Here is a 26526-nt window from a genome sequence, read left to right on the forward strand (position 1 = left end):
TCACAATGTATTATTATAGCATATCAGCAGTAAAGGATGAAGCACAAAAATGCTCCTCTCCCTGCGGTGTGTATTTGAACATGCAGCGATGACGGAGCTGTCTTGGACCGCTTCCACACTTTCCTACCTGAAAACTAGAAATCGTCCATCAAACCTTATGGTAAATGGGCATGGGGATCCATCCTGCATCTGGCAGCAGATCCCTGCGAGTCAGCTTTGTTCCGGTTATTAGCTGCATATACGACGCTATTGTTCCATCATGAGTAACGATGTAAAGCGTTTCCTTCTCCAGCTTTCTACACCAGTTCATAAATTGCTCAGCCCATTTTTCAAACAGCAGATTCGGTAGTGTATTGATACCCTGCAGCCACATATAGGGAGGTACATCCTGGGGCAGCGAAAAGTCACTATAGCAATTGGATAAGCAGGAAGGCTCCAGCATTTCATCGCAAGGCAAGGTTTGGAAATCAAAGCGCTGCGGAAATTGTCGAGGACCCGCAGCCGGATGAACATAACGAAGCGCGTGCGAACCTTTACACCAAAGCTGCGCGGTTTGCAGCGTGCGTCTTGTTGGGCTCGCTATGACGGCATGGCGTTCTGTCAGAGGCATGATCGTTCTCAGGCGCTCAGCCTGATGTTTACCGTAATTTGTAAGTCCGGGATTCTCCATTTTGTAGCTCTCTGGTATTTGCTGTGTGTGCTCGCCTTGGCCATGACATACAAAAACAATCTCCATCCGGGATCACCCTCTCTGGTTGTTATCTTATTTTATGCAGGCTCAGCCTGCCTCATATCCATGATTCGACGGAATCTTGACGCTTAGGATCCAATCTTTTTGCATGCATCCAGCTATTTACTATATACCCAGGTCCCTATGCTGCAGAATCGCTACGAATGACAAAGAACCCTCCTCTCAAGGAAGGTTCTGCAGCCATTCAATTCAACATCAACATGTAGTTGTATGAATGTAACTTGGGCAAGTCTGGAAGTGCGGTGAACAAGTCCCGCTGCGCGGCCAAATATCCCTCCGATCGCTGTTGTTTCCGTATTTTTATTCATTTTATAAGTTATTTTGCGGTAAAAGTACGGAAACAAAGGCGAACGCGAACGCTTCTCCAGGATCATTTGGCCGCTCCGCTCTTTATTCACCGCACTTCTAGACAGCCGCCATTTTCCACTTACCGCTCTTGTAACGGAAGTAAATAATGGCAGTTCGGACAACCTGATCGACCGCAATCGATAAATAGGCACCGATAATCCCCCAGTGAAAAACGAGCACAAACAACAGGCTGAGCATACCCCGAAAAATAAACACACCAACAAAAGTCGAAATCAAGGGAAACCGGGTATCGCCAGCCCCGCGCAGCGCACCTGCCAGGATAAACTGCGACGCCTGAAAGGTTTGGATCAGCCCAATAATACGCAGTGCACTCGCCCCCGCGCTAATAACAGCTGCATCATGGGTGTACAGCATCATAATGTAAGGAGCGAACACAATGAATCCGACGCCCATAATACCGGCAAAAATGCGTCCGAACCTGCTGGTCTCCCAGCCGAATTTTTCCGCAAGCTCGGGTTTGCCAGCTCCTAATCCTTGACCCACCAACGTGCTGGCCGCAAGCGAAAAAGCCATCCCCGGCATAAAGGTAAGCCCCATAATGTTGAAGCAAATCGTATGCGCCGCGAACACCGCGGTACCCAAACCGCTCAGTACCAAAGTGAATACAAGCTGCCCTGCTCGAAGAGCAAGCTGCTCCCCCGCTGATGGCAGGCCGATTTTGACGATTCTACGGATCATCGGGTAATCGACAACCATCAGCTTCCTCCAGGAAAGCTTAATAATTGACCCTTTTCCAAATAATACGAAGACTACCCACAAGGTAGAAATAGCCCGTGCTACCACCGTAGCCACAGCAGCACCGATCAGTCCCATGCCCGGAATGGAACCGATTCCATAGATAAGCGGATATCCAAGAATGACAACGAGAATATTCGACAGTACATTGATTTTCATTGGGGTTCTGGTGTCCCCGGCTCCGCGTAAAATGGCTGACAGGCTTGTCGAAATGACCGTAAAGCTGAGCGACACAAACATCATCTTCGCATAGCTCAGTCCCTCGGCAAGAACATCGCTCGTCGCACCGAGCAGCACGAGAATATTTTCGGCGTATATGTAGCTAAGCGAGATGACCACAACACTCAGCAGTAAGCTGAGCATAAACGTCTGCTGAGCCGTAAGTGTAGCCTCTTCTACATTACCTGCACCCATCGCTCTTGCAATAATCGCAGTTGTACCGATATTCAATGCCATAAAGATCGCCAACGCAAAAAACACAGGCTGATTCGTCAATCCAACTGCCGTGACTGCCTCCGCACCCACATGCCCGACCATGATCATCACAATCATTTGAAGCAGATTCATCATCATATTTTCAACGAGTGAAGGTCCCGCCAGCTGCAAAATCACTTTACGGATTTCCTTCTTGCCACCTGTCTCCAGCTTTAACAGCACTTGTGGATCGAGCAAACGTTTGTACTTGCGTGGCTCAGGCGGCGTGGCTGAAACGCTCTCATTATCGATTTCCTGCGGCAAATGTGTTCCCTCTTTCATTTTCCGTCATCAGGCATTATACAGTTTATGCTTCATCTCTTATTCAAACGACGAACTCTTTGCAGCATGGCAAATCCGATTAATCCGCCGATTATATTCAACAAAATATCATCAACATCAAAGCTGCCAACATGGAATAACCACTGGATCGATTCGACAGCCAGCAGCGCCAGAAAAAACCGGGTAATGATTTGTAGGTAGCTGCGAATGCCCAGGAAAACCAGTGGCACCAAAAAACCAAATGGAACAAAAGCTGCCACATTTCCAAACAGGTTAATGACCCACGTATCCAAATTGTAATGATGAAACCCTGTAATATAATTGGAAATCGTTTTAAGAGGAACCAGGTTCATCATTCTTTCCGTTCTGGCAGCTCTGGAGAATCCGAAAAACAATAAATAACACATAAATAGACCATATCCTGTAAAAATAAAGATTGCCAAACTCCTGTACAACTTGTTTTTAAATCTTTGTGATGTCAATCTGTCCCGCATCCTTTATCATTCAATCAACAGAGCACGCCCTTAATTACCTGGACTAGTACGCGCTCATCTTATGCTTTTTCTTCCAATAGCTTCTCAAAAACAGCGGCCAGCTCCAGTGATTTCAGGGGATCGCCAACCTGATCCTCCACACACCACCAGGCAGAAAGTACCGTATGGCAGTAGCCCCAAGTCATTATTCTTACTGGATCTAATGTCAACTCTGTACTAAACAGCTCAATTCTTCGTCTCATGATGTCGCTTGGGTGCTTCTCTGGCAAGTTGTTCATTAAAAAAGAAATGACGCCATATTCAAGCTCGCCAATCAGACCCTTAGGGTCGATAGCGATATAAGGCTCACGTTCGGCTGACAGCAGATTCTCATGGTGAAGATCACCATGCAGCAGCTGTGGATTTCTCCAAGTCTTGTGCAGCTTCGCAAACCACTCCTCCGCTTTACGCACCATGCGTTCCGGCAAGGGTCCTGTGGAGCCATAGTAACGGGTACGGAGCTTGTCGAAGCCTTTGGCCCAATCTGCTGTTGATGGAAACAAAGGGCGCAGCGGCGGGGACACTTGCAGCTTCCTCATTACGGCTGATGCCAGTCGTACCGCCTCATCATCATCTACGATTGTTTTCAGGGTGTGCCCTGGGGTGGCTTTTTCCAGAATCAAAATACCTTTATCGGTATCTGCATCCCAGAGTCTGGCACAACCATTCCCTTTGTACATGCGCAGTGCTTCCGCTTCTGTAATTATTTCCTTGTTGGGAACTCCCAGCTTGAGTACGGCTTCCGTACCATTGTGAAAAAGCACAGGCGCAACAAAGTTGAAAGAAAGCGGATAAGCCGCCTGTACTTGAAAAGACCATCGGTTCTCGCAATATTGGATAAGCTCTTCAAAATGCTCCAGCCACAAAGCGCCTCTTTCTTGATGTACGCCTACTATGGTATGAATAAATTTCTCGGGTAGCTGAATCAATTTGTTCATCTCCTTTATTTGGAGTGAAATTCACATATCGGTTAACGGTTCAGATCAAAAAGCCTCTTGACCGCTAACGGAAACGAGGCCTTCTTGTCTAGTCACTTACATACTATGATTGCTTCTTTCTAATTATAAACGCTTATCTAACTGCGCAAGACAAGCTCTCAAACCATCCTCCGGTGTCCCTGTAGGAATAAACTCCAGTCCCACATAGCCGGTATATCCAAGCTCTCGCAGCTTGTTCATAACAAATGGATAGGCAATTTCTCCTGTTCCCAGCTCATGCCTCCCCGGATGATCAGCGACGTGAATATATCCGATCTGCCCGATATTGGCGCTAATTGTTGGTGTCAGATCACCTTCGGTAATTTGCTGGTGATACACATCGTAAAGCAGCTTTACGTTAGGGCTGCCAACCTCGGCAATGATAGCCAACGCTTCTGCAGAGGTTTCAAGAAAATATCCCGGATGATTGACCTTCGTATTCAGCGGCTCCAGAACCAGAGTAACGCCTGCCGCTTCCAGCAAGGGAACACAAGCCTTTAATCCGTCGATGATACTTTGGTGCTGTTCTGCTCGTGAAACCCCATCAAGCGTATTCCCCGTTACTGCAATCAAATACTTGCAGTTCAACCGCTTGGCAATCACCAACGTTTCCTCCAGCCCTATTACAAATGAATCGCGAAGCGCTGGGTCAAGCAGTGAAATTGACTTGGTGCAAAAGGAACCTACCTGCAGGTCCAGCTCCTGAACCAACTTCTCCATCAAATCGATATCCCGATTTCCCCAGCCCCAAAATTCAAAAGCCGTAAAACCAAGCTCCTTGACTGTTCGCAAAATCTTGTCCAGATCATAACCGCTGTTCCTGAACACAGCATCAATTGATGGCGAGTAGATCATTGTGTACCTCCTGATTTTGTAAGCCTTTTCTCGTTTTCGTATAAAGGTTTAAAGGTTACTTGCGCAAGCTTTTATTTCGATCCGATTTGAATCTCAAAGTCGCCGCGAATGGCATACAGCTCTCCCGAAGTTACCTCCACTTCAATATGCGTCCGAATTCCATGCAGTGCCGATGGGAGCCTGCCTGATTTCCATACTGGACTATACGCAGTAGTGTCACCACAGAACGGTACACAATCGTCAAAGGCGAAGCCATCATGCGGCTTGCCCTGCGCTTCGGACAACTGCACCCTGATCCTTCCATACGGTGCACGGACATTAAGATTCAGACCATTCCCCCCAAAATCAACGCAGCGTGTCATGACCCTGCCGATCATGGCATGGCTTTCCAGATAAAAAAAACCGTCCTTGCGCAGCTCATGCAGCAGCAGGGCCGCATCATCGAGATTTTGATCCTGAAAATGCTCCGCCTTTGACCCACCCGAATAAAAACGCAGATGGCCATCCGGAGCTTGCAGCATCGTACTCGTATATATACTTCCGCCGCCGTGCTCACCGCGCTCATTGCGTGGGATAAAGGGTTCATGCAGCGCACGAAAAAAATGCCGGCCGTCCATGCTGTACGCCAGCGAGCAATCAATCGGACCAAAATCCTTGTGGTACTCGATTTCTCCCGGATTCGTATGAAACATCCAGAGTAGCCCCATAAACAAATGCTCGTATTTATAAACGGGCATTCCATAGAACTGGACCAATGGAGGATCATGCGGCTCGGGATGAATCACAATTTCCGGTTGAGTAAAAGTGCGAAAATCCATGGTTTCAAACAGCGCAATACGTCTGTCTCCGTTATGAACACGGCGGGAAAGCACATAAGTACCTTTAACATCATTATAGAAGCACGTGATCGGTGAATCAAGCGTTACCTCGTCAAGAGGAATAGCCTCCACCTTCCAATGGATAGCATCAGGCGAGACAGCCAGAAACTGCTTGCGATGGCTGGCAAAAAAGTATTTCCACCGGCGCTCAGGATCACGCTCATGAAGATCATAAAAGACTGGCGCACCATCACAGTGTTCATCAAGACCAAATACCTGATTGGCTGCATACCGCTTACCCGGAAATGATGCCTGGTCGCTCACGTCCTTTTTCACCCAGTGCACTCCGTCCGAACTCTCGGCATACAGCAGGATCTGATTGCGCAGAAAACGGTTTTTGTTAGCTCTTACGGGTTCAAAATCAACCGCACCGCAGTAAACTGCCTTCCACAGCTGCAAATCCGGCTCATAGACGACAAGTGGAAAGTTCCATGTGCCTTCCGTCAATCCATCAACCAGCGTCCCTTCCCGAATCCATTTGGGTTTGCCAACCTTGCGATCCATATTCGTAATACTGCTTAGCTGCCAATCGTCCAGGAACAAAATCGTTGTATGGGTGCCACTATTCGTTATGCTTGAATTCACAGGCTCCAGACTCATGCTTCATGACCGCCTTCCTGTACGAAGCTCACGCCCATCTTCGGCGATGTGTATTCAGTAAGTACCCTCACTTCATTGACAAGCAGCGGACGGTCTTCATAAGTTTCATACGTGCATATTCTCGGTTCTTGGGCAATAAGCCTTTGCGGCATATCCATCATCCTCTCCGAATTTAAATTCAGATCACAGCAAACCCATCCCTGCGATCACATTTATCATAACGAAGTGCACCCTAAAAAAAGATAGGTATCAGTTAAGCTTTTATACGCCTTAGTTATCTTTTTCTCAGAAGCAGTCCCGTCTGACCATTCGGGGATATACAAATAAAAGCAAGGCCGGATTTCCCGACCTTGCTGCTAAATTTATTAATTGGGGTAATCTATCTCCCACCACATCATTGGCCGAATTCGTTATGCCCTCAGGTCCAGGGCAGTTCAATAAAATTCGTCTCGACTACAGGCAAGTCAGAAGCATCCGGAATGTAAAAGGTTTTAATCTCGCAGCGTCCGAACCTAGACTGCCATGAGCGTCCAAGCATTGGTAGCTCGATTGTCACATCCGTCTCCAAACCATGCGCTTCATAGCAGCGCAATATGTATCCATTACCTTCCTCTGCCCTTTTAAAAACAGTGGCGGCAACCTGTTCTGTAGACAAATGTATGCCACTCCACTTTTGTGGCAAAGACCCTTCATGATACGTTTCTACAATGTGAACCGGGGGAACATTCCACTCATAGGCTTTACGGACAATACTCGCCTCCTGCCAAGTTCCGGCATGCAGCACCAGCGCATAGGCGAACTCCTGAACACCCTGATCCATATATTCGCATAGATCATCCCGCTTACCATAATGGTCGGCAAAAATTGCTCCGCGCACAATCGTCATACGCAGGTCGGCATTCTTTACATCGAAGCTGTATTTACTATCATTCAGCAGCGTTAACCCGTAGCTGCAGTCTGTTGCCGCAGTCTCCATAGGCGAATTCGTTGAAGCCTCTCCGCTGGATACAGCCCATCCGCTCACATCAACCCACTGCTGCCCCGGCTCTTCCTCGCCATTTACCGGGCGCTCCAGATAGCCATAAGGAATTTCATACGTTGCTTTCGGTTCGTGAATACGGGTCGGGAAAGACAGCTTCAACAGCTTGTGCTTCTCCTGCCAGTCGAGCTTGGCTTTTACCTGGATATCCGGGCTATCCTTATATAACATGAAATCCTGTCTAAGCGTGGAATTCCCGTACCGGCTTGTTACTCTTAATGTAGCCCGTAGCGGTCCCGATTCAACGACCTTCACTGTGGCATCGGTAAAGCGCCCGATTTCATTGCGGAACTCCAGCTTGCCGTGCCCCCACGTATCGCAGTCATGCTCATCCATGACAAGGGGCACAGCCAAGCGGCTATCTACGATTTCGATTCCGGCTCTTTTATCAAACAAGCTTTTCACGTAACCGGTATGTGGATCGATTTCAAGACGTACCCATGCATTTTCGAGAAAAGCTTCCGCCCCCTGCGAAGAGACTAGTAGTGCATCCTTTGGCGTTTGCTCGCACGAAGTCTGGGATGCAGCGTTTCCGCTATTCGGATCTGTACCCACACTTGCTCCGGGATCGGTGATAGTAAACGTTTGATTGCGAAAAATCCAGTACACCCGGTAGCCGAAGGCCGGAATCACTCCCCTGAATAGCGTGTCGTATTTATCTCCCCCGTTCGTTCGCGAGGCGCGCACATGCTGAATGACAACGGGATTCCCCTCTTCGTCGGTGATGCCCTTCATCTGTTGGGTAACGACCACCGGTGCCTCCACGTCCCAGGACAAGGGATTGAACACGACTACCGGAATCCCGCTGTCATTTTGTTCCCACAAGGTGCGGTCTTTATTTTTATCCAGAAAGGTGATGCCCGGGCGCATCGTATTGATCGACCACGATATCCTTTGCAGGGCCGCATTGGACGAAATGGAAGCGACATGCTGCGCATAACCGTAAGCTTCTCGCGCATCGTCATAAGCTTCCTTGATGCTGCAGCCGCCCATAATGTCATGGAACTGATTAAACATCACACATTCCCAGGCTTTTTGAAATTGTGCGGAGTCATAATCGTGTCCGAGCAGACGGTACGCCAAGGCAGACAGCTTCTCCGCCGTCATCAGCCTGTGCTCCGTTTTACGATTGCTGGCCTTGGTCTCCGAATGGGTAGAGTAGCATCCGCTGGCATGATGCTGCAGTTCACCCGTGACGACCGGCAGTATCGGACCATGCGCTTGCATGCGCTCAAAATAGGCGTCCGGTGAGCTGAGCAGGATCGCTTCGCCACCAGGCCTTTCCTTGACGGCGCGGATTTCATGCAAATTGGCAATAGTCGGTCCGCCGCCATGGTTGCCAACCCCGTAGAAGCACATTTGGTCGGTCTGCTGCTGTACGGCGATTTCCCGCACCTTCATGATTTTGGGCTCCGAGGTTTCAAATTGATGCGTATTGTAGCCGCATGGAATCCGGTACGTCATGACTCTGCTGCCATCCATGCTTTCCCACCAATACAGATTGGCCGGAATGTGCTGCTCATGCTCCTCGGGCCGCATATATACATAGCTGTCCATACCGCTCAGCTTGAGAATCTGCGGCAGCATGGCATGATGGCCAAAGGAATCGACATTGTAGCCGACCTTCGCCGACCTGCCAAAACGCTCCAGAAAGTAGCGCTGGCCATAGAGTGAATGCCTTGCAAACGACTCTCCTGCTGGAATATTGCAATCTGGCTGAACCCACCAGCCGCCGACAAGGACCCACCGCCCTTCGGCTACCCGCTTCACAATTTCTGCAAACATACGGGGTTCATTTTCTTCTATCCATTTGTAGCAGGAGGCTCCCGCGCACGTAAACACAAATTCGGGAAATTCCACCATCCGGTCGAGTGCAGAGCGGAACGTCGCTTTGATCTCGGCAAAGCCCTCCTGCCAGCGCCAGAGCCATACTGGGTCCAGATGGGCGTTGCCAATCATATGCACGACCGGCTTCAATGCACTATCGGAAGCGGCGGCATCGGATGCATAGTGTTCCATGTTATTAAGGGTTGCGGCTTCCTGCTTACCTTCGGGCTTTTTCACAATCGTTGCTCCTTTCCTTGACTGCTGCTCAACTTTTAGGACTTTGTTTCTAGCACTTCATATATATCGATAATGCCGATCCATAAATGATTCTCATCATCGGCAAATGTATAGGTTACCTTACGGCTGTCCGGACTGAACGAAGGATGGGGATGCCCTGGATGGTTCCACCATAACGGTACTTCGGTTAGCACTCTGGATGAATGATCGCGAAGGTCAATCAGCACGAGTTTGGACGGATGCTCATGTGTATCCGCAACGATCCAATTGCCGTCAGGACTAGCAGCAGCGTGCCAATAGCCATAATCCCCGTTTATAAATACCCCTTGGCTCCGGTGCCTATCTACATAATAAATGCCGGTTGGAGTGATAGGACTGGATTTATACCTGACAAAATAAGCGCCCTCCCCGTCAGCCGCCCACATCTCATGCCCTATATATTCACCAAGGCTTCCGTCCTGCAGCTGCTGCTGTTCATATATATTGCTCAGTCTAGAGGCCACGGTGTCGTAGAGCCACAAGCGGTCAGGGATGTGCTCGGTCTTTCCCTCATGGGCGAACAAGACCAAATGATCGTAAACGGGGTTAACCATCGCATGGTTAGCGATCTCATAGGGCCGGGCGAACCCGGGCGCTATCTGATGAGTCAGCTTTCCGGCAGCCACATCCACAGTTCCGATAAATGATTGTCCACCGAGCATTCCATACACGCCGAGAACTGCGGCATCATCAGACACGGAAAGCGGCTCCCCGAAATAATCTCCAGATGCCAACTCGCACACGGTCCAGGATTTCAACGTGTTTAAATCGATGACTTGGACCGAATTGTCACGTGGAAAGTACAGCTTGTCATCCGAGGAAACAACGCCACCCGCCCACTGCTCTCCATTCGCAAGAACCGTTGAATGACCGGTTTCTGTGTCAATCAGCACGTAGCTGCATTTCTTGTCAGCATCGATTTGGGTGCTGGCAATCAATCTTCGACTGTCTGCCAGCCAGGTCATAGCCGTAAAATAATAATGACTCGTATCGGTACCGGACTGTCCAATTGTCTGAACCCGGCAGCCTGTCATCGAATCTTTATACGTGTTCATGGTAAGCATTAGCATTCACTCCTTTTTAGCGGCAAAGGTTTCAGCGCTTGATGTCTCCTGCTGCTCCGCTGCCCGTTTGGATTTGCTGTGAAACAACTCCCGATATTGACCGGGTGTAATCTGCTCCATTTTACGGAAATACCTGATAAAATTTTGTGGCTTGTTGTACATTAATCTTTCAGATATCTCCGTTACGGTCATATCCGTCTCAATCAACCACTTCTTCGCTATTTGCAGACGATATCCAGACAAATATTCACCGAAGGCAAAGCCCGTCTCCTTGCGGAAGACGCGACCCACATATTCCGGGTGGTAGCTCAGCCTCGCACCACACAATTCCAGTGTTAACGGGGAATCATACTCGCTGTGAATGATGGTTAGAATTTGATCGGATATGCTGGTATACAGCGAATCCCTGCGCTGCTCGATGTGGGCGATTAACGGTCTGATGACGGACATTTGAAACCAGACCACGATTTCTTTATTGGACTTCAACAGAAACATTTCGCTTACAACTGCTTTTTCATTGAGCACGAGGTCCTGCATCTGCCCGCCATTGTCTTGATACAAACGCAGCAGCTCGACCAGAAGCCGCATCAGATAAAGCTGAAACTCCTGATGACTGATGGATTTATCGGCCACCACCGCCATAAACTCCTCAATCAGTAGATTAGCCTTTCCTTCGTCCAGCAGCCTGATCTGTTCCGTCAGCTCGCTGACGATATGCTGCGGAAACGTAACCGGTACCGTCATCAAGGGAGAGTTCATATCCTCAAGAAACAGGATCGATTCGTATCCAAGTCGAACCCCATACGCCAACGCTTCCTTGGCCTCCAGAAATGCGCCAGGCATATCGGCCGGATGCGTAATTGCAGAGCTGATGCCCATGCTGACGGACAGCTTCAAATAGTCTTGAATCGCCGTTTGAATCGCTTTCCCCTGTCCATAGGCCTCTGCCTTGGATTCCTCCGGAAGCTCGGCATGGCTTCCTATAACCGTAACCTGAAATTCATTGATCACGACAGGTGGCAGGCGCAGCTCTGCTGCAATGAGCTCGCTTGTAATATTGTGTATAGCGAACAACAGCAAATCCCGATCCCATTCCTTGTAATTCGTGCTTTCCATCGTATCGATCCTTACGCACAGGACTCTCATGGACTTCCAGGAAGACAGCCCCAGTGAATCGGATCTTTCCATAATCTCATTCGCACCGACCGCGCCCTGCAGCAGCTTATGCACAAAAAACTCCTTTAGCTGATGGCTCATTTGAGCCTGATTGCTAAGCAGCATGTGCAGCTTGGATTCAATCCAGGACAGCTCATCTTTTCTGGGCGATAATTTGGGCGTATCCGGTGCCTTTAGAACGATGTCATACAGCCTGCGAATAGGTCGGTACAGCTGTCGAGACCCTTGAAAGGATAGCAGGAGCAGAAAAAGCAGCAGGCTTAAACAAATCGCGATGGTCAGCCAGCCAATAGCTCTGGATTCTTGCTTGATATCCCTAATATGAATTTTATTCACATACGTCCAGCTATTGTAACTGGATTTTCGATAAGTGATCCCATAGGCCTCATTTCCAATATCCGTCTGAAATTGGTTAGCCTCCAGCTGCTCGCCTTGAATTTGACCGATCACCGGATCCTTCGAAAGATCGATGCCGACCTGCTCAGGATGGGCGGAAGCAATTACCCTCAGCTTATCGTCCAGCACATAAAACTCGCCGGGCTCACCGCCCTGAGGCAGCATCTTGTTCAACTCTATGCAGGGAAGGATGGCTACAAGCAATCCCATCGGTTTGATCGAATTGTTAGGAATCTTTTTGACAAGAGCCATATTCCATTGGAGCGGGTTGCCGTCCTCATACCAGGGCAGCTTCATGGAAGTCCAGAAGGAAGCTTTCGGAATGCCCACATACGCGTCAATCGACTTTGCCAGATAATGCTGCTCAAACGAGCTTTGACCTCGGCTGTCCAAAATCCAATCCTGATAAAGGTTGACCAGATACACCTCCGCCAAACCGAACTCATACGTTTGCAGACGATGAATCGATTGAATCAAGTCCTCATATAACAAATAATTACTGCTGTCCAGCCGCTGTTCCATCGCCGAGATGACTGCAGATGCACCAATGAATTGAGTTTGTGTATTATCAACCATTTTCATTTTTTGCTCGAATCGCAGCCGCGTCTGCTCTACCGACTCCGCACTGCTTCTGTTCGCTTTGTCGAGCAAAAGCGCAGAAGACTTGGCATAAGAGAAATAGCCCAACGTAATCACAGGCACAATCCCTATGCAGAAGCAAAATAAAAATAATTTTTTGAAAAAGTTGATGCGATGATGATTATTCATCCGGTCCCTCCCCAGCAGCGGTTTCGTGCAGCACCGGACTTTATGAAACATTGGAAAGGGAAAAGACATGCTTCTCCCTTGGACCACCGGTTATTTGGTTTGTGACTTCTTTAGGCTTTCAGCCAGCTCCGTCATGACCTTATCGCCGCCGGCCTTGATCCAATCCTCGACCGCCTTATTCCAGCCTGCTTCGTCCAGCTTGCCTGTAATAAACTTAATTTTGGCATCATTGATGATTTTATTTAATTCAGTGCCCTTCTGAACCAGAGTTTCCGATTCCAGCCCCAGCGACGGGTTGAGAACGGCTTTCTTCTCGTTGTCCTGCATTGCTTTTTTCGCTTTTTTGGTGATGGCGTCCTCGCCCTTGAGCGGCAGCTCCTTCGCCTTGTCATCGATGCGCAGCTCATCAAGACCAAGTAAGTCGCTTGTAAACTTCTCGTTATCCAGCAGCTTCTCCACTTGCCCATCAACCAGCTTGTATTGCTTGCTTTCCATACCCCATGCTAACAAGTTAACAGCATCCGGCTCAAGCAGCTTATCGAAAAAGGACAAAATCTTTTTAAGCTCGGCTTCCGTTTTTACCGAGGATTTGGGGAATAGATAGACACCGGTATAGCCTTGCTGCGCCATATTCCGTTCGCCCTTCGGACCGGCAATGCCGCCCATCAGCTCCACCTTGGCATCAGGAAGGTTTTTGCGCAGCTCATTCTGCATCGAACCTGCACCATCGGCGTTGCCAAGCACAATCCCTGTTTTCCCCTGATAAAACATCGTGCTGCGCTGCAGTTCTTCGGTCACGACAAAATCCTGATTCATCAGCTTTTCGTCATACAGCCGCTTTATGAATTTGAGCGCATCCAAATATTCTTTTGTCATAAACTCGGCCGTAAACGCTCCTTTGTCCTCATTCCATTTGTTCGGCGCTCCGAAAATGGCTGCCATATGCGGCATTAAATACGATTCAATATCCTTGTATTCCGCCATGCCTAATGTATCGTTCTTGCCATTGCGGTCAGGATCGTCATGTGTAAAGGCTTTCAACACAGTATATAATTCCTCGGGTGTTTTCGGCTCCTTCAAGCCCAGATTATCCAGCCAATCCTTGCGGAAAATGATACCATGGCGGGATATGGGTCGCGGCCTGTACAAACCATAGATTTTGCCGTCAATCTTGGTATTGTTGAATGGTATGGGATTCATCGCGTTCAGGTTTTTATAATCCTTTAGATACGGTCCGATTTCCCAGAACACACCCGATTTAATTGCGTTAACCAAAGGTGCCGCATTATATTTCAAGGCCAGCATCACCTTCGGGAGGTCATTGGAGGCAATCGACACACTCACCTTATCATCAAAAGCCGAACGGGGTACCCAGGTCATATCAATTGAAGTACCGGTCAGCTCCTGCAGCTTTTTCCATGCTTCATTCTGAGCATTCGGCGGCTGTGGCGTGTAATAGGTAGCCATAATACTAAGCTTCAGAGGCTCGGATCCCGCTGCGGGTGTTGTAGCCGCATTCCCCTTTTCCTGATTCGCGCAGCCCGCTGCCATAGTCACTACCGAAGATAGAACACATATTAAAGAAATAGTTCGTTTATTGCTTGTTATAGACTTCATATTTCCCCTACCCCTCATCATTATTATATAGCATAAAATTGCTGCGTGGACGCTCAATTCTGTGATGAATTAACCTTTGATCGATCCGACCAGCACGCCTTTTGTAAAATGCTTTTGCAAAAATGGATAAACAACAATAATCGGCAGTGTGGACACGACAATAACGGCCATTTTCACTGTCTGGGGCGGTACCTGAATCGTCGTTTCGCTGCTGAAGCTGGCATCCCCGATCCCGCCGGAGGACATGATCACAATTTGTCGCAGCAGCACCTGAATCGGCCATCTGGAAGCGTCATTGATATAGATTAATGCCTGGAAAAATGTATTCCAATGCGCAATCGCATAAAAAAGCGAAAACGTCGCCATCACCGGCATTGATAAAGGCAATATAATACTCCACAAAATTCGCGGGTCACTACAGCCGTCGATTTTGGCCGATTCTTCGAATTCAACAGGCAGCTGCTTGAAGAAATTAATAATAATGATCAAATAAAACGGGCTGATCGCACCGGGAAGCCACAACGCCCCATAGGAATTCAACAAGCCGAGTGATTTTACCACAAGAAAGGAAGGAATCATCCCCCCGCTGAACAGCAGGGTGAACACAATCAGCAGCATAATCGGCCGCTTCCCCTTAATGTTACGGGATAATGGATACGCCATCAACGAGGTCATCGCCATATTCACAAAAGTACCCACAACAGTAATATATACGGTCGTCGCCAGACTGCGGGAGAGGGTGCTTTCCGAAAATATGAATCGGTACGCCTCCAGTGAGAACTCCCTAGGGAACAAAATGAAGCGGCTGTTCAACACCTCGCGGGCGGAAGCAAGCGAACCGGCCACAATATGCAGAAACGGAAGCAATGTAATCAACGCAATTCCAATCAAAAAAATGTAATTGGCTGTGTCGAATAGAACTCCTGCCGGTGAGCGTTTGTGCAGCATACGTTTCAATACACCCCCTCTTCACCTAATTTTCTGGCAATCCGATTGGCAATTACTACAAGAACAAGGCCAACAATGGATTTGAACAAACCCACCGTGGTTGAATAGCTGAACTGACCTTCCAGAATACCGCTGGTATACACATACGTATCAAATACCTCGCCTACGTCACGGTTCAATGCGTTGATCATCAACAGCATCTGTTCGAAGCCAGTATCCAGAAAGTGTCCCAACCGAAGGATCAGCAAAATGACAATCGTACTCCGAATCGCTGGCAGCGTGATATGGCAGAGCTGGTGCCAACGATTGGCGCCGTCTATTTTGGCCGCTTCGTACAATTGCGGATCAACGCCCGCCAGTGCGGCCAGAAAAATGATCGTCCCAAACCCGGTTTCCTTCCAGACCACCTGTAAGGTTACCATCGGCCTGAACCACTCGGGCTCTGTCAAAAAGTTAACCTTCTCGCCGCCGATCCCCACTATCATTTCATTGATAATCCCACCCTCTGTTGTGAACAGCACGTAGGAAATCGCCACAACGACAACAATTGAGAAAAAATGCGGGATGTAAATCAACGTTTGTATCGAACGCTTGAACCACTGCACCCGAAGCTCGTTCAACAGCAGCGCAACGATAATTGGCATGGGGAAAAAGATCACGATGCTGTACACGGCCAGCAGCGTCGTATTGCGAAACAGCATCCAAAAGGAAGGGTCAGAAAAAAAACGTTTATAATGAGCCAGTCCTACCCATTCGCTTCCCCACAGTCCGAGAGCCGGCTGATAGTTTTGGAGTGAAATCAATACGCCCCACATCGGTAAATATTTGAACAAAATAAAGAACAATAGTCCGGGCAGCAGCATCAGGTAAAGCCATCCATCCCTTGAACGAATGGAGAATTGCCGCATTTGTTTGTGCTTGTGTATGATTCTTTTCACCTCCCCGAGCTGTATGATCTGTATGGTTCGAACACGGAAGCTCTAATCCGCACTCCGAATGTAGCAGGTTAAGAATGGTTCAGGATATAATCAACAGCCAACCAGTTGAACCGAACAGCTGTCTAAAGCGTTGAGACACCGGGATAATCATCTGACAAACTCGATAATCTTTAGCCAATCTCCGGTGATTGAACGACAAAAAACCATGCCTTCCAGTGTTAACGGAGGACACGGTTATTAGCAAATTTATTTAGTTCACCTTTAAGCGTTCCATGATCCATCCAAACAGCACCAAATCCTGCCTGGCATCCTCCGGTGTCGTTTTGAGTGGAACCGATCCCGTTATGACCTCATGCAGATGCTCAAGCTCCAGGGTATAGGGATCTTTATAGGTAGGTCTGATCTCACGCGTTTCCAGCGCTTCCCCCTGGGTCTCCTGGATATGCAGAAGAGTCGGCAGATGGCGGATATAAGGGGTATCATACTGAACCTTCACCTGCTTGGAGGCTCCAAACACTTCGAGATGGCCGTCAAACCTTCTCAATCCATCCGTACCTGTTTCGAAAGTGGCGTAATATCCGTCATAGGCGAATACGGCTTGAATAAAGCTGCCGCCTTTCCAGGTGACAGCCGAAGCGACATGCTGCGGAAATCCGAGCATTTCCCTCATGGCGGACAAGCTGTGGCTGCTTAACCCGTTCAGCAATCCATAGGCTCTCGTTAAATCTACCGGGACACGCCCGATCGCATCCCTCAGTAGGCTGTTTCTGCGTTCCGTACGATCGGCGATAGCCGCAGGAGGAATATCATCGTATTTACTCACAACACTCGACTGCTGGATAAACAACCGGTTTTGGCCGATGATATCCCGAATTTTGGCGTAATGGATGACATCCATCACCTTCACTTCTTCCACCGCCTGCAGGAATGCGGGAGCGAATCTCCGCATATATCCGACCATAACATGCTTCCCCGCTTCATCCCGCGCTTGAATGATCGCATCCGCTTCCGGTAGTGTCATACACATCGGCTTTTCGATCAGTACATGCTTTCCATGCTGCAGGGCGGCAAGCGTGCAATCCGTATGGTATTCATTGCTGTTCAGCACGAAAATGACATCGAGGTCCGGCTCCCTGACGAGCTGGAGATAATCCTCGTAAAGTCGTGTTACCCTGTATCTCGCACCTATGGCCTGCAGCACGCCGGGAGAAACATCACAGAGCGCCGCAATTTCAAACCGCTCCACCAGCGCTTCCAGCACAGGCAGGTGAATAATTTGCGCGACCTCTCCGAGTCCGATCAGACCCACCTTTAACCGTGTCATCGAAATATCCCTCCTTTCTCGATTCGATATCGGCTATTTCAATGTTTTGTATTTCTCGTTATACATGTTGGCGAGTTCCTCATATCTCAACTTCTTGAAGCCGTCAGTGAAAGCGTCCCATTCCGTCATTGGCTTTTGACCGAGAATAAACTTGGTCACGTTCTCACTGATATAGGTTTTCATCGCTGTGCTGATTTCGGATATTTTAGAGGATTCTTCCTTGTTCCAATTTAATGCCGGTTCAGGATCACGCAGCGCCCCCAGTTCCTTCAGCTTTTTCATCCGATCAGGAACCAGCTGCGCTTCCTTTTCCTGCCCTTCCTTGTAGCTCCATGTGCTGTAACGAGCAGCGGCAGGAATCACTCCGGTCAACCACCAGGTGCCGTAACCATAATCCGTACCCTTTTTCAATCCATCCGGGAACTTTCCGTCTGCGCCAACTGTCCAGGCGCTTTGCGTTTTGTCGAATTTGTAGCCTGACGGAGTCTTCGGGTCCTTTGAAAAGGTCTCCCCCTCAACGCCCAGCATCAAAAGCTCAATACCTGCATCGCTGTACGTATAATCCATCGCTTTGATGATTTCATCTATATGTTTGGATTTCTTGTTAATGACAAGCGGTGAGCGGTAATGGATATTGTAATGCGGATCGAGATTTTGCGACTGGATCTTCCCATCGATTTTGAAAGGATAGATCGGCTGTACTTCCTTTGCTGGATCATCAGTCATATTGAGGTTTTTCATCGCCGTTTGCTCCAGCATCAGCGGGAAATCGTCACTCGCGTAGCCTGCGAACAGCTCCTGGTCCTTCATCGTCAGAAAGTTCGGGTGCAGCAGCTTCTCGGCGTACATCCAGCGCATAAGCTCGACCCACTGCTTGTAACGATCCTTATAATCAACCGGGGCAAACATGAATTTTTTCTGCTCCGGATCGAACATCATCCCGTTATTCGGGCCGTTGTTGACATTAACTCCAAAATACACCTGCGACCGTTCGGCAAAATAATCAAAGCCGAGCCGCGAGGAGGTGATATAGTCTCCGGTCTGCTTTTTCAGCGCCAGCATAGCCTTTTTCAAATCGTCGACGCTCTGGATCTGGCTCGCGTCCAGTCCTTCCTTCTTCAGGAGATCGTTGCGCACCTGCCACAGCGTCGTTGCAAAATCAAAATCCTGGACAAGCGGGAAGCCATACAGCTTGCCATCCTCGGGACGCCGCATCGCCTTTTCAATTTCCGGGTATTTCTTCAGCCAGCGTTCGAGATTGGGCAGCTTGCCGGCTTTCATGTAATCATCCAATGCTACAAACAGCTGCGGACCGTATTCCTTTTGCGTCGTTTCGTCCTGAAAAAATTTCATCATATCCGGTAGTTGGCCCGAGGTGAGCACAATGTTTATTTTTTCCTTGAATGCATCCCTTGGAGGGCTGTTGACATTGAATTTGATCCCTGTCCGCTTACCCCATTCTACGAACACGGGCAGATCGCTGCTGATTGGCAGCCCCGGGTCCCAGGCCGTCATGATTTCGACTGTCGGGATTTCCTTCGCAGATTTCCCATCCCCCGCTGCGGCAGGCGTGGTCGAAGCGGTTTTCTCCCCGCTCTGGCACCCGGCCAAAATCGTCATACAAATCGCCATGACGGCAGCGGCCGTTCTTGTTGTAGCTTTGTTCACATAAACCCCTCCATTGTTTGTATTTGCAAATGGCTTCACCTTACACCGCCAGAATGCAGACTGATAGATCCATAAACACGCAGCAGCAGCTCATCCTTCCGCTCCGCAATCCGCTCAGCCTTTGACCGAACCAACGAGAACACCCTGCACGAAATATTTTTGTACAAACGGATAAATCAGCACGATCGGGCCAATCGTGACAAAGATCGTCGCCATCCGAATACTCATCATCCGTCCTGCTGAGGCAACCGGGTCGATCTCCATACTGTTAGCCTGATCCAGCGCGCCCTGTGACAGCACCTCATTGGCCAGCAAAATGCGTCGAAGAATAATCGTCAGAGGCTGCATTTCTGGCGAGGTCAGATACATTAATGGGCCGAAATAGGCATTCCACAGCCCGACAGAGGCAAACAGCGCAATTGTCGCCAAAATCGCTTTCGACAAGGGCAGCACGATGCGGAACAAAATCTGCCAGTCATTGGCACCGTCGATAAACGCCGATTCATAAAGCTCCTGCGGCATTGCCTGAAAATTGGTACGCAGAATGACGATATTCCAGAAGCTGAATGCAGCGGGCAGCGTTATTGCCCAAATCGTGTCAAGCAGGCTCAAATTTTTGAGCAGCATAAAGGACGGAATCAGGCCGCCGCTGAAAAACATCGTAAACGTAAACAGAATCGATAAGGGTCTGCGCGCCTTGAACCGATTGACAGACAGCGGATATGCCGTCAGGCAGCCGATCAGCAGCACCAGCACAGTGCCCAGCATCGTATAACGCACGCTGTTCCAGTACGACAGCAGAATCTGATTATCCTGAAAAACCGTTTCGTACGACTTCCAGTTGAACCCGCGTGGTATCAGTCCCACCTGATAAAGCCCCACTTGTACCGGATTGCTTAAGGAGATCGATAGCATATACACAAACGGCAGCACGATGGAGAGCGATAAGAGCATGAGTACGGTAAAATTGGATATATCAAACAGCCGATTGGCCAAGCCTGTATTTTTCAAATGGGGTTCCTCCTACCACAACGAATTTTGCTTCAGCGCCCTGCTCGCTTTGTTGGCCGTATACAGAATCAGGAAGGCGGCAGCGCTGTTGAGCAAACCAACTGCAGTCGCATAGCTGAAATTGCGGTCTACGATACCTCTTCGGTACACATACGTCTGGATCACATCGCCCACCTCATAAATCGCGGGATTGGTCATCAGGTATACTTTCTCGAAGCCGATATTGATAATATCGCTGGCATGCAGAATCAGTAGAATCGTAATCGTCGGCAGCATGCCCGGAAGGCTGATATGCCAAATGCGCTGCAGGCGGCTGGCGCCATCGATATAGCTGGCCTCGTATTGCTCCGGGTCGATACCGGTCAGAGCCGCTAAATACAGAATTGATCCCCACCCGATTCCCTGCCAAATACCGCTGCCGATGTATAGGCTGCGAAAGTAGCCCGATTCATTAAAAAACGCTATTCTGTCAAAACCCATTGAAAGCAGGATCGAGTTAACCACACCATTTATGCTCAGAAAGTCCATCATCATCCCAACCACGACAACCATCGCGATAAAATGCGGCAGATAGCTGATCGACTGGAAAAATTTTTTCCACCTTTTCCAGGTAAGCTCATTCAGCAGCAGCGCCAAAATAATCGGTGGCCAAAAGCCGATCAGCAGGCTGTAAAAGCCTAACAGCAGCGTATTTTTAATGACCCGGACCGCATAAGGATCGTTAAAAAAGCTTTGAAAATGCTTGAAGCCGACCCATGGACTTTCCATAAATCCGAGGACCAGATCATACTGTTTAAAAGCAATGATGATGCCGTACATCGGTATGTAATGGAACACGATAAACCCGATAAGTCCCGGCAGCACCATCAGATACAGGTTTGTGTTTCTACGGAGATCGTAACGCCAACCGGATTTATTCTGTGTGCCCGACCGTTTGACGGTAGCACTGGCGATAACACTCTCATTATGTTCGATATTCATTTTCATTCTCACCTCCATGCTGCTTCTAATTTTCTTGCTGAATGACGCGCTCCCTGCTTTGTTTGCGCTTACAGGATAAGTGTAACAGCCTCGCCAGACGGCTTACATAGACGGATCTATGTTGTATATGGATAAACAGTAGTTGTTACATGGGAAAGCCCGGAGCCTAACATTCTCCGGGCTTGACTTTTTAGCTACATCATATAGCTGCATAAGCTGACAGACTGCTTATCAGGAAGAAATGTGCACATTGTTCCAGAAGGCCGACGTGTCCACTCCGTTGGAGCTTCCGCCCACCTGTATTTTGGAAATCGTATCGACTGCGTTGCGGAAGTTCCCCTGATCCACAACCTTCACTCCATCGATATACAGATCCATTTTTCTTGTTGCTGGATTCAGATCAATACGAATCGCATACCATTGGTTTTCCACAACTGGAGCCGCTACAACCGTCGTCGATCCATCCAGATACCAGAAGCCGTCGTCTTCAACCAGCAGCGAGATACCATTAGTTCCGCTTGGCGACTGCATATAAGCGACGATCGCACCGCCGTTGCTTTTCACCGTACCGAAACTTACCTTGAAATCGAATTGGACGGAGAACGGACCGGCTTGCTGTTCAAAGCTGGCTGTTGCCGATGGGAATCCACCCGGCGAGTTATCATAAATATTCAGGCTTTTGTCCGATACGGACGGAGTTTCCGAAATTTGGATGTAAGAGCCTCCCACTGTAGTGGGACTGTATACCCAGCTTGCTGGCAGCTCTGATACGTCATAGGAATCAAACGTTTCGTCAAGCAGTACGGAATTCGGAGGCACGACCGTGATCGCTGCCGTTCCCGTTGCGGTCACGCCGTTAGCGGTGAATGACGCCGTTAGAGTTGCCGTTCCTGTCGCGATCCCGCTTACGATCCCGCTGGAGCTGATTATCGCTACCGACGGGTCGGATGACGTAAATTGAATCTGCTCGCCTGTAATATCCAGCTTCGTTTCCACTCCTGAATTGTAGATGCTGGCGGTCACCGTTGCCTGCGCTGTCTTGCTTACCGACAGCTGCTGTGGCAGGCCGCCTATAGTCAGGTGATCCAGCTGACCGGATGGAAGAACCACCTCACCATACGTAATGACGGTAGAATCAAACGAAGCCGTATGGGATGCATTTCCTTTGCCGGCTGCAGTGAAGACGCCTCCAAGCGTAGTGCGCAGCGAAATATTATGCGTACCGATAGCAGCTCCCCATTGAATGCCGTCCGAGGAATAATAAGCTGAATACGTCCCGGAATGCCTTACCAGCTTTACATACCCTGGAAGCGCCGGCTGACCGAGTGACAAGGAGCCGATTTCGCTATTGTCTGCATCACGCCAGAACAGCCTCAGCCCGTTCCCTGCAACGTTAGCAATAGCAACGAACTTGGCGTTGGAGGCCGGAGTCTCGCGCAGCATAAGACCCGTCAATGCACCGTTCGCAGCCCCTGTGGAGTCCGCAAGCCTCGTGCTTACGCTGTAATCCTGAAGCGGTGTCGCATGGATTTGCTCATATACATATGAGAATTGATCCGAGGACCCCATATCTCCCTTGGAGGGCACATGCAGGCCTGCACCGGAGCTCGTGACGGTAACGGTGCTTCCGCTGGAAGATGCTGAACCTGTGGGAGCGGGATTGCCAATCGCGATACCCGACCATGGCGCCGATATGTTGAACACATCTCCGGACGTTATCGAGCTGCCGCTGCCGACACGAACGATTCCCCATTCCTCCAGGGAAGGAACCGTAACCTTATGCTTGCCGCTTGCTGCATTTGTTACAGTAAGCTCAAGCGGATTATGGCCCGGCCTGTAAAGCACGGCCTGAAGGTTGGAGCCTCCAAAAAATGCCGAATCCGCCAACGTAACCTCGATATCCTCTGCCGTTAACCCGGTACGGTTCAGCAGGTGAATGACTTTCGGAGCGTAAGTGTCCTCAGGCGAGCGAACGGTGGCATACAGCTGTTCTCCGCCGGTGACGGACACCTGGCTTCTGGCAGCGAGCCAGGATGAATCGACATAGGTGGCACCGAGAACAGTGGCGCCGCTATTGCTGATCAGCAGCTGGTCGGCCGCGCTGAAGGAAGCTGTCGGAGCATATTCGATCAGCGTGTCTAGACCTTCAAATGATTGCTCGCGCAGCGCATAAGCCGGCAGACTGTCATTGGCAGCAAGTATTCTGAAAGGTACACCGGCTTTAAACAATTTCATCGACAAGCTGCTGAGCGTCGCAAAATTCATATCGCTCCATTTGACAAGTATGCCTACCTTGGCGGAAGGCTCCTGCCCATCGAACAGGAACGGATATTGCCTAATAAAATGGAATAAATCACCGTACTGCTCGACGGTTCCGAAGTAGCGCGTCGAGCCCTGCAGCCAGGCATCCCACGGTACGAGCATATACTGCCCGAGCGCATAGGATGCGGCGATGCCTTCACGAATTTTGGCCTCGTGATAAGGCAGCGGCGATATGATATGCGGCTTGCCGAGGCCTGAGGACAAAGAGCCGTTCGTTACCATATTATCGATGGTCATGGAGTCCTCATCATTCTCACCCATGCCATAGTTGAACGCATCATGCAGAAAATGCTTGCTTGCCACGGAATCCTTAATGAAGGGAGCATTATTGGAATACTCTATCGTTGTACCCGCATAAGCCTCCAGATCCTGCTTCATCCGGGTATGAAAACCAATGGCTGCCTTGTAGTTGAAATCACTAAAAGCACCGTCCAAGGGTGATAGTATTTTTTTATTGATATAATCGCCGTTGGTCTGAACATCAAGCGTCGTCTGCAAAAACGTCTTATAGTTGAAGGTTGAAATATCGGAAACTCCCCAAGCGCTCAGCTGCATATCCGAATAGTTGTCATCCAGATACTGGCGGAACTGCTCCATGCACGGATCGCAGAAATCTCCGCCGAACTTGTAGGCATCCACGCTACCGCGCCAATCGTCAAACTGGAAGGAAGCCGCTCCCGCGTCGATGCTCTGCTTGCCGACATTCAGCACAGCCTGGTAGTATAACGGATCGCTCATGCTGCCCCAGGTCGCTCCCCAGGTCATCCATGGCGCTACAATCGGAGTTCCGTCGAAGTATTTGGCTCTGCCAACCGATCCCATATTCATATTCAAGGTGCCCTGAAAACCGACTCCCTGCCGTACGATATTGGAAATCTGGTTTTTGTCGGTTATATAAGACCACTTGTCATCGGTAGCCATAAAACGTTTCAACGCATCCAGTGTTCCCAGCTGTCCATCCATGCCGTCTGTACGCCACCACCTGGAGGAAAGGAATACGCTGGAGTAGCTGTCGAAGGAATTTTTCTCAACACCGGGTGCTGGCGGCGTAACAAGGTCTGGTGCAGGAAACTTTGGTTCGCCCACGTAAATATGGACATTGTCCAGGTTCACGATGCGGATATAATTGGCATCGTCTGCATAGGAAGCTCCGCTGACCTTCAGCTTTGCTATATTGGCGGCATCATCGTACCGGAACGGAACAGCCGCTGACTTCAATTCGCCGTCGAGATAGAAGTCGAAGGTTTTGGCTGCGAAATCAGCAGCCACCGTGATGCTTCTCCAGCCATGAAGCGGAAGTCCTGTGACCAGATTCGTTGTCGTTGTTGTCGTACCCACGGTTCGGAAAGAGGTTATTTTATCAGGTGTGACGCTCAATGCAATTGCAGCCTTACCCGCTGAATCCAGCATATAGAACAGCGCATTTTCCTTGCCAGCAGTTGCCCCCGTCGGCAGCTGGACATCAGCCTGTATCGTCAGCTTGCCTGTCTGTGAGGCAAAGCTCTTGTTAATGCCTTCCGTAGTCATTTTACTGGCATCGTAAATTTGTAAATATCGGTCTCCATCAGGCTTCTCTTTCACCTGCACATAAGAGCTGCCTGTCGTCTGGGCTCCCCATTGGGAAGGGGTCGTTCCCACCGTGATCGAATTAAAGCTTTCATACACGAGATCGGTTACCGTCGCGGCATAGACCTGCTGTGTAACGGCTGCATTCACGTATCCGGCGGCTTTCACAACGATCTGATACGATTTGGCGGTTGGAAAAGCGGCTGCCCCGATATGTAGATTGCCGGAACCCACTGTATACGTTGAACCGCTGACTGTCGCTCCGTCAATCGCAACGCCGCTGATCGCCGCACGCCATGAAGCGCTATCCGTAAAAGCAAGATCAACCGGCTGACCCACTGTGGCATTCGTCACGTCAGGAGCAAGCACAGGAGGCTGCAGCAATCTGACCGCCCCGCTGTACATGGCTACCTGATCCAAATTGACGATACGGATATAGTTCGCATTATCCGCATAGTAGGCTCCAGCTACCTGGAGTTTGCTCAGGTTCACGGCATCATCGTAACGGAAAGGTACACCGCTTTGAATGAGTGAACCGCCCAGGTAGAAATCATACGTTTTGCTGCTATAATCCGCTGCAACAATCAGGCTTCTCCAGCCGTTCAGGGGCAGACCCGTGGCCAGTGTCGTGCTCGTCGTGACTCCGCTGACTGTGCGATAGGTAATAATTTTGTCCGGCTGCAGATTGAGCGCAATTGCCGGTTTGTTAGCTGAATCGAGGATATAGAACAGCATGTTTTCCTTGCCGGCTGTAGCCCCCGCGGGCAGCTGCACATCCGCTTGAACGGTCAGCTTGCCCGTCTGTGAGGTGAAGGTTTTGGTGATTCCCTGTGTCGCCTGCTTGCTTGCATCGTAAATTTGCAGAAAACGTCCGCCCTCAGGCCGTTCCGCCACTTTAACATAAGAGCTTCCGGTCACCGACACTCCCCAGTTAGCTGGTGTCGATCCCGTTGCCATCCCGTCAAATGACTCATTGATCAGATCGCTTTCCGGCAGCGGATCGGCATTGGCAACTGCAGCGCCGAAACCGCTAATTGGTAATAATGCCGTGAACAATAAAGCGAAGCTTAATAACATACATAAGTACCGCCGCCTTTCCCGTCCCCAACGCTGTAAACCCGATGAATGAACCTTCAATGTCTTCACTCCTT

18 protein-coding genes are annotated in these 26526 nt (G+C 49.5%); all 18 read right to left on the reverse strand.

All coding sequences use genetic code 11. The features are described 5' to 3' along the window. Nucleotides 1-148 precede the first annotated feature (148 nt). Nucleotides 149-736, reverse strand: a complete 588-nt coding sequence (locus tag OB236_RS27815; RefSeq protein WP_262686831.1) for a histidine phosphatase family protein — start codon at nucleotides 734-736, stop codon at nucleotides 149-151. A gap of 420 nt (nucleotides 737-1156) precedes the next feature. Continuing rightward, nucleotides 1157-2593 carry an MATE family efflux transporter gene (locus OB236_RS27820; RefSeq protein ID WP_262686832.1) on the reverse strand — a complete coding sequence of 479 codons (1437 nt, stop codon included), beginning with the start codon at nucleotides 2591-2593 and terminating at the stop codon, nucleotides 1157-1159. A 50-nt stretch (nucleotides 2594-2643) separates the two neighbouring features. Continuing rightward, nucleotides 2644-3105, reverse strand: coding sequence for a VanZ family protein (locus OB236_RS27825; RefSeq protein ID WP_262686833.1), 462 nt, complete (start codon nucleotides 3103-3105; stop codon nucleotides 2644-2646). 59 nt (nucleotides 3106-3164) lie between these two features. Continuing rightward, nucleotides 3165-4073 carry an aminoglycoside phosphotransferase family protein gene (locus OB236_RS27830; RefSeq protein WP_262686834.1) on the reverse strand — a complete coding sequence of 303 codons (909 nt, stop codon included), beginning with the start codon at nucleotides 4071-4073 and terminating at the stop codon, nucleotides 3165-3167. A 132-nt stretch (nucleotides 4074-4205) separates the two neighbouring features. Next, on the reverse strand, nucleotides 4206-4976 hold the full coding sequence (locus OB236_RS27835) for a hydroxypyruvate isomerase family protein (RefSeq protein WP_262686835.1): 771 nt from the start codon (nucleotides 4974-4976) through the stop codon (nucleotides 4206-4208). Nucleotides 4977-5047: 71 nt separating this feature from the next. Beyond that, nucleotides 5048-6454, reverse strand: a complete 1407-nt coding sequence (locus tag OB236_RS27840) for a glycoside hydrolase family protein (RefSeq protein ID WP_262686836.1) — start codon at nucleotides 6452-6454, stop codon at nucleotides 5048-5050. Continuing rightward, a complete protein-coding gene (locus OB236_RS27845) occupies nucleotides 6451-6606 on the reverse strand; it encodes a hypothetical protein (protein ID WP_262686837.1) in 156 nt (51 codons plus the stop codon). The genes OB236_RS27840 and OB236_RS27845 overlap by 4 nt, the downstream gene beginning before the upstream one ends. A 266-nt stretch (nucleotides 6607-6872) precedes the next feature. Continuing rightward, the gene (locus tag OB236_RS27850) at nucleotides 6873-9557 is read right to left on the reverse strand and encodes an alpha-mannosidase (protein ID WP_262686838.1); all 2685 of its coding nucleotides are present in this window, start codon (nucleotides 9555-9557) and stop codon (nucleotides 6873-6875) included. A gap of 35 nt (nucleotides 9558-9592) precedes the next feature. Continuing rightward, complete coding sequence (locus OB236_RS27855) at nucleotides 9593-10660, reverse strand: oligogalacturonate lyase family protein (RefSeq protein ID WP_262686839.1); 1068 nt, start codon at nucleotides 10658-10660, stop codon at nucleotides 9593-9595. Nucleotides 10661-10666: 6 nt separating this feature from the next. Further along, nucleotides 10667-13000, reverse strand: coding sequence for a helix-turn-helix domain-containing protein (locus tag OB236_RS27860; RefSeq protein WP_262686840.1), 2334 nt, complete (start codon nucleotides 12998-13000; stop codon nucleotides 10667-10669). A gap of 90 nt (nucleotides 13001-13090) precedes the next feature. Continuing rightward, nucleotides 13091-14617, reverse strand: a complete 1527-nt coding sequence (locus OB236_RS27865) for an extracellular solute-binding protein (RefSeq protein ID WP_262686841.1) — start codon at nucleotides 14615-14617, stop codon at nucleotides 13091-13093. Between the two features lie 69 nt (nucleotides 14618-14686). After that, nucleotides 14687-15565, reverse strand: coding sequence for a carbohydrate ABC transporter permease (locus OB236_RS27870; RefSeq protein ID WP_076228380.1), 879 nt, complete (start codon nucleotides 15563-15565; stop codon nucleotides 14687-14689). Between the two features lie 5 nt (nucleotides 15566-15570). Further along, on the reverse strand, nucleotides 15571-16473 hold the full coding sequence (locus OB236_RS27875; RefSeq protein ID WP_076227921.1) for an ABC transporter permease: 903 nt from the start codon (nucleotides 16471-16473) through the stop codon (nucleotides 15571-15573). Nucleotides 16474-16753: 280 nt separating this feature from the next. Next, the gene (locus tag OB236_RS27880) at nucleotides 16754-17827 is read right to left on the reverse strand and encodes a Gfo/Idh/MocA family protein (protein ID WP_262686842.1); all 1074 of its coding nucleotides are present in this window, start codon (nucleotides 17825-17827) and stop codon (nucleotides 16754-16756) included. Between the two features lie 33 nt (nucleotides 17828-17860). Then, nucleotides 17861-19495, reverse strand: a complete 1635-nt coding sequence (locus OB236_RS27885) for an extracellular solute-binding protein (RefSeq protein ID WP_262686843.1) — start codon at nucleotides 19493-19495, stop codon at nucleotides 17861-17863. Nucleotides 19496-19609: 114 nt separating this feature from the next. Next, nucleotides 19610-20506: a carbohydrate ABC transporter permease gene (locus tag OB236_RS27890; protein WP_262686844.1), complete on the reverse strand. Its 897-nt coding sequence runs from the start codon at nucleotides 20504-20506 to the stop codon at nucleotides 19610-19612. Nucleotides 20507-20518: 12 nt separating this feature from the next. Next, the gene (locus OB236_RS27895) at nucleotides 20519-21487 is read right to left on the reverse strand and encodes an ABC transporter permease (RefSeq protein WP_262686845.1); all 969 of its coding nucleotides are present in this window, start codon (nucleotides 21485-21487) and stop codon (nucleotides 20519-20521) included. Between the two features lie 231 nt (nucleotides 21488-21718). After that, nucleotides 21719-26512, reverse strand: a complete 4794-nt coding sequence (locus tag OB236_RS27900) for a hemoblobin-interacting domain-containing protein (RefSeq protein WP_262686846.1) — start codon at nucleotides 26510-26512, stop codon at nucleotides 21719-21721. Nucleotides 26513-26526 lie beyond the last annotated feature (14 nt).

It is taken from the genome of Paenibacillus baimaensis, assembly GCF_025567575.1.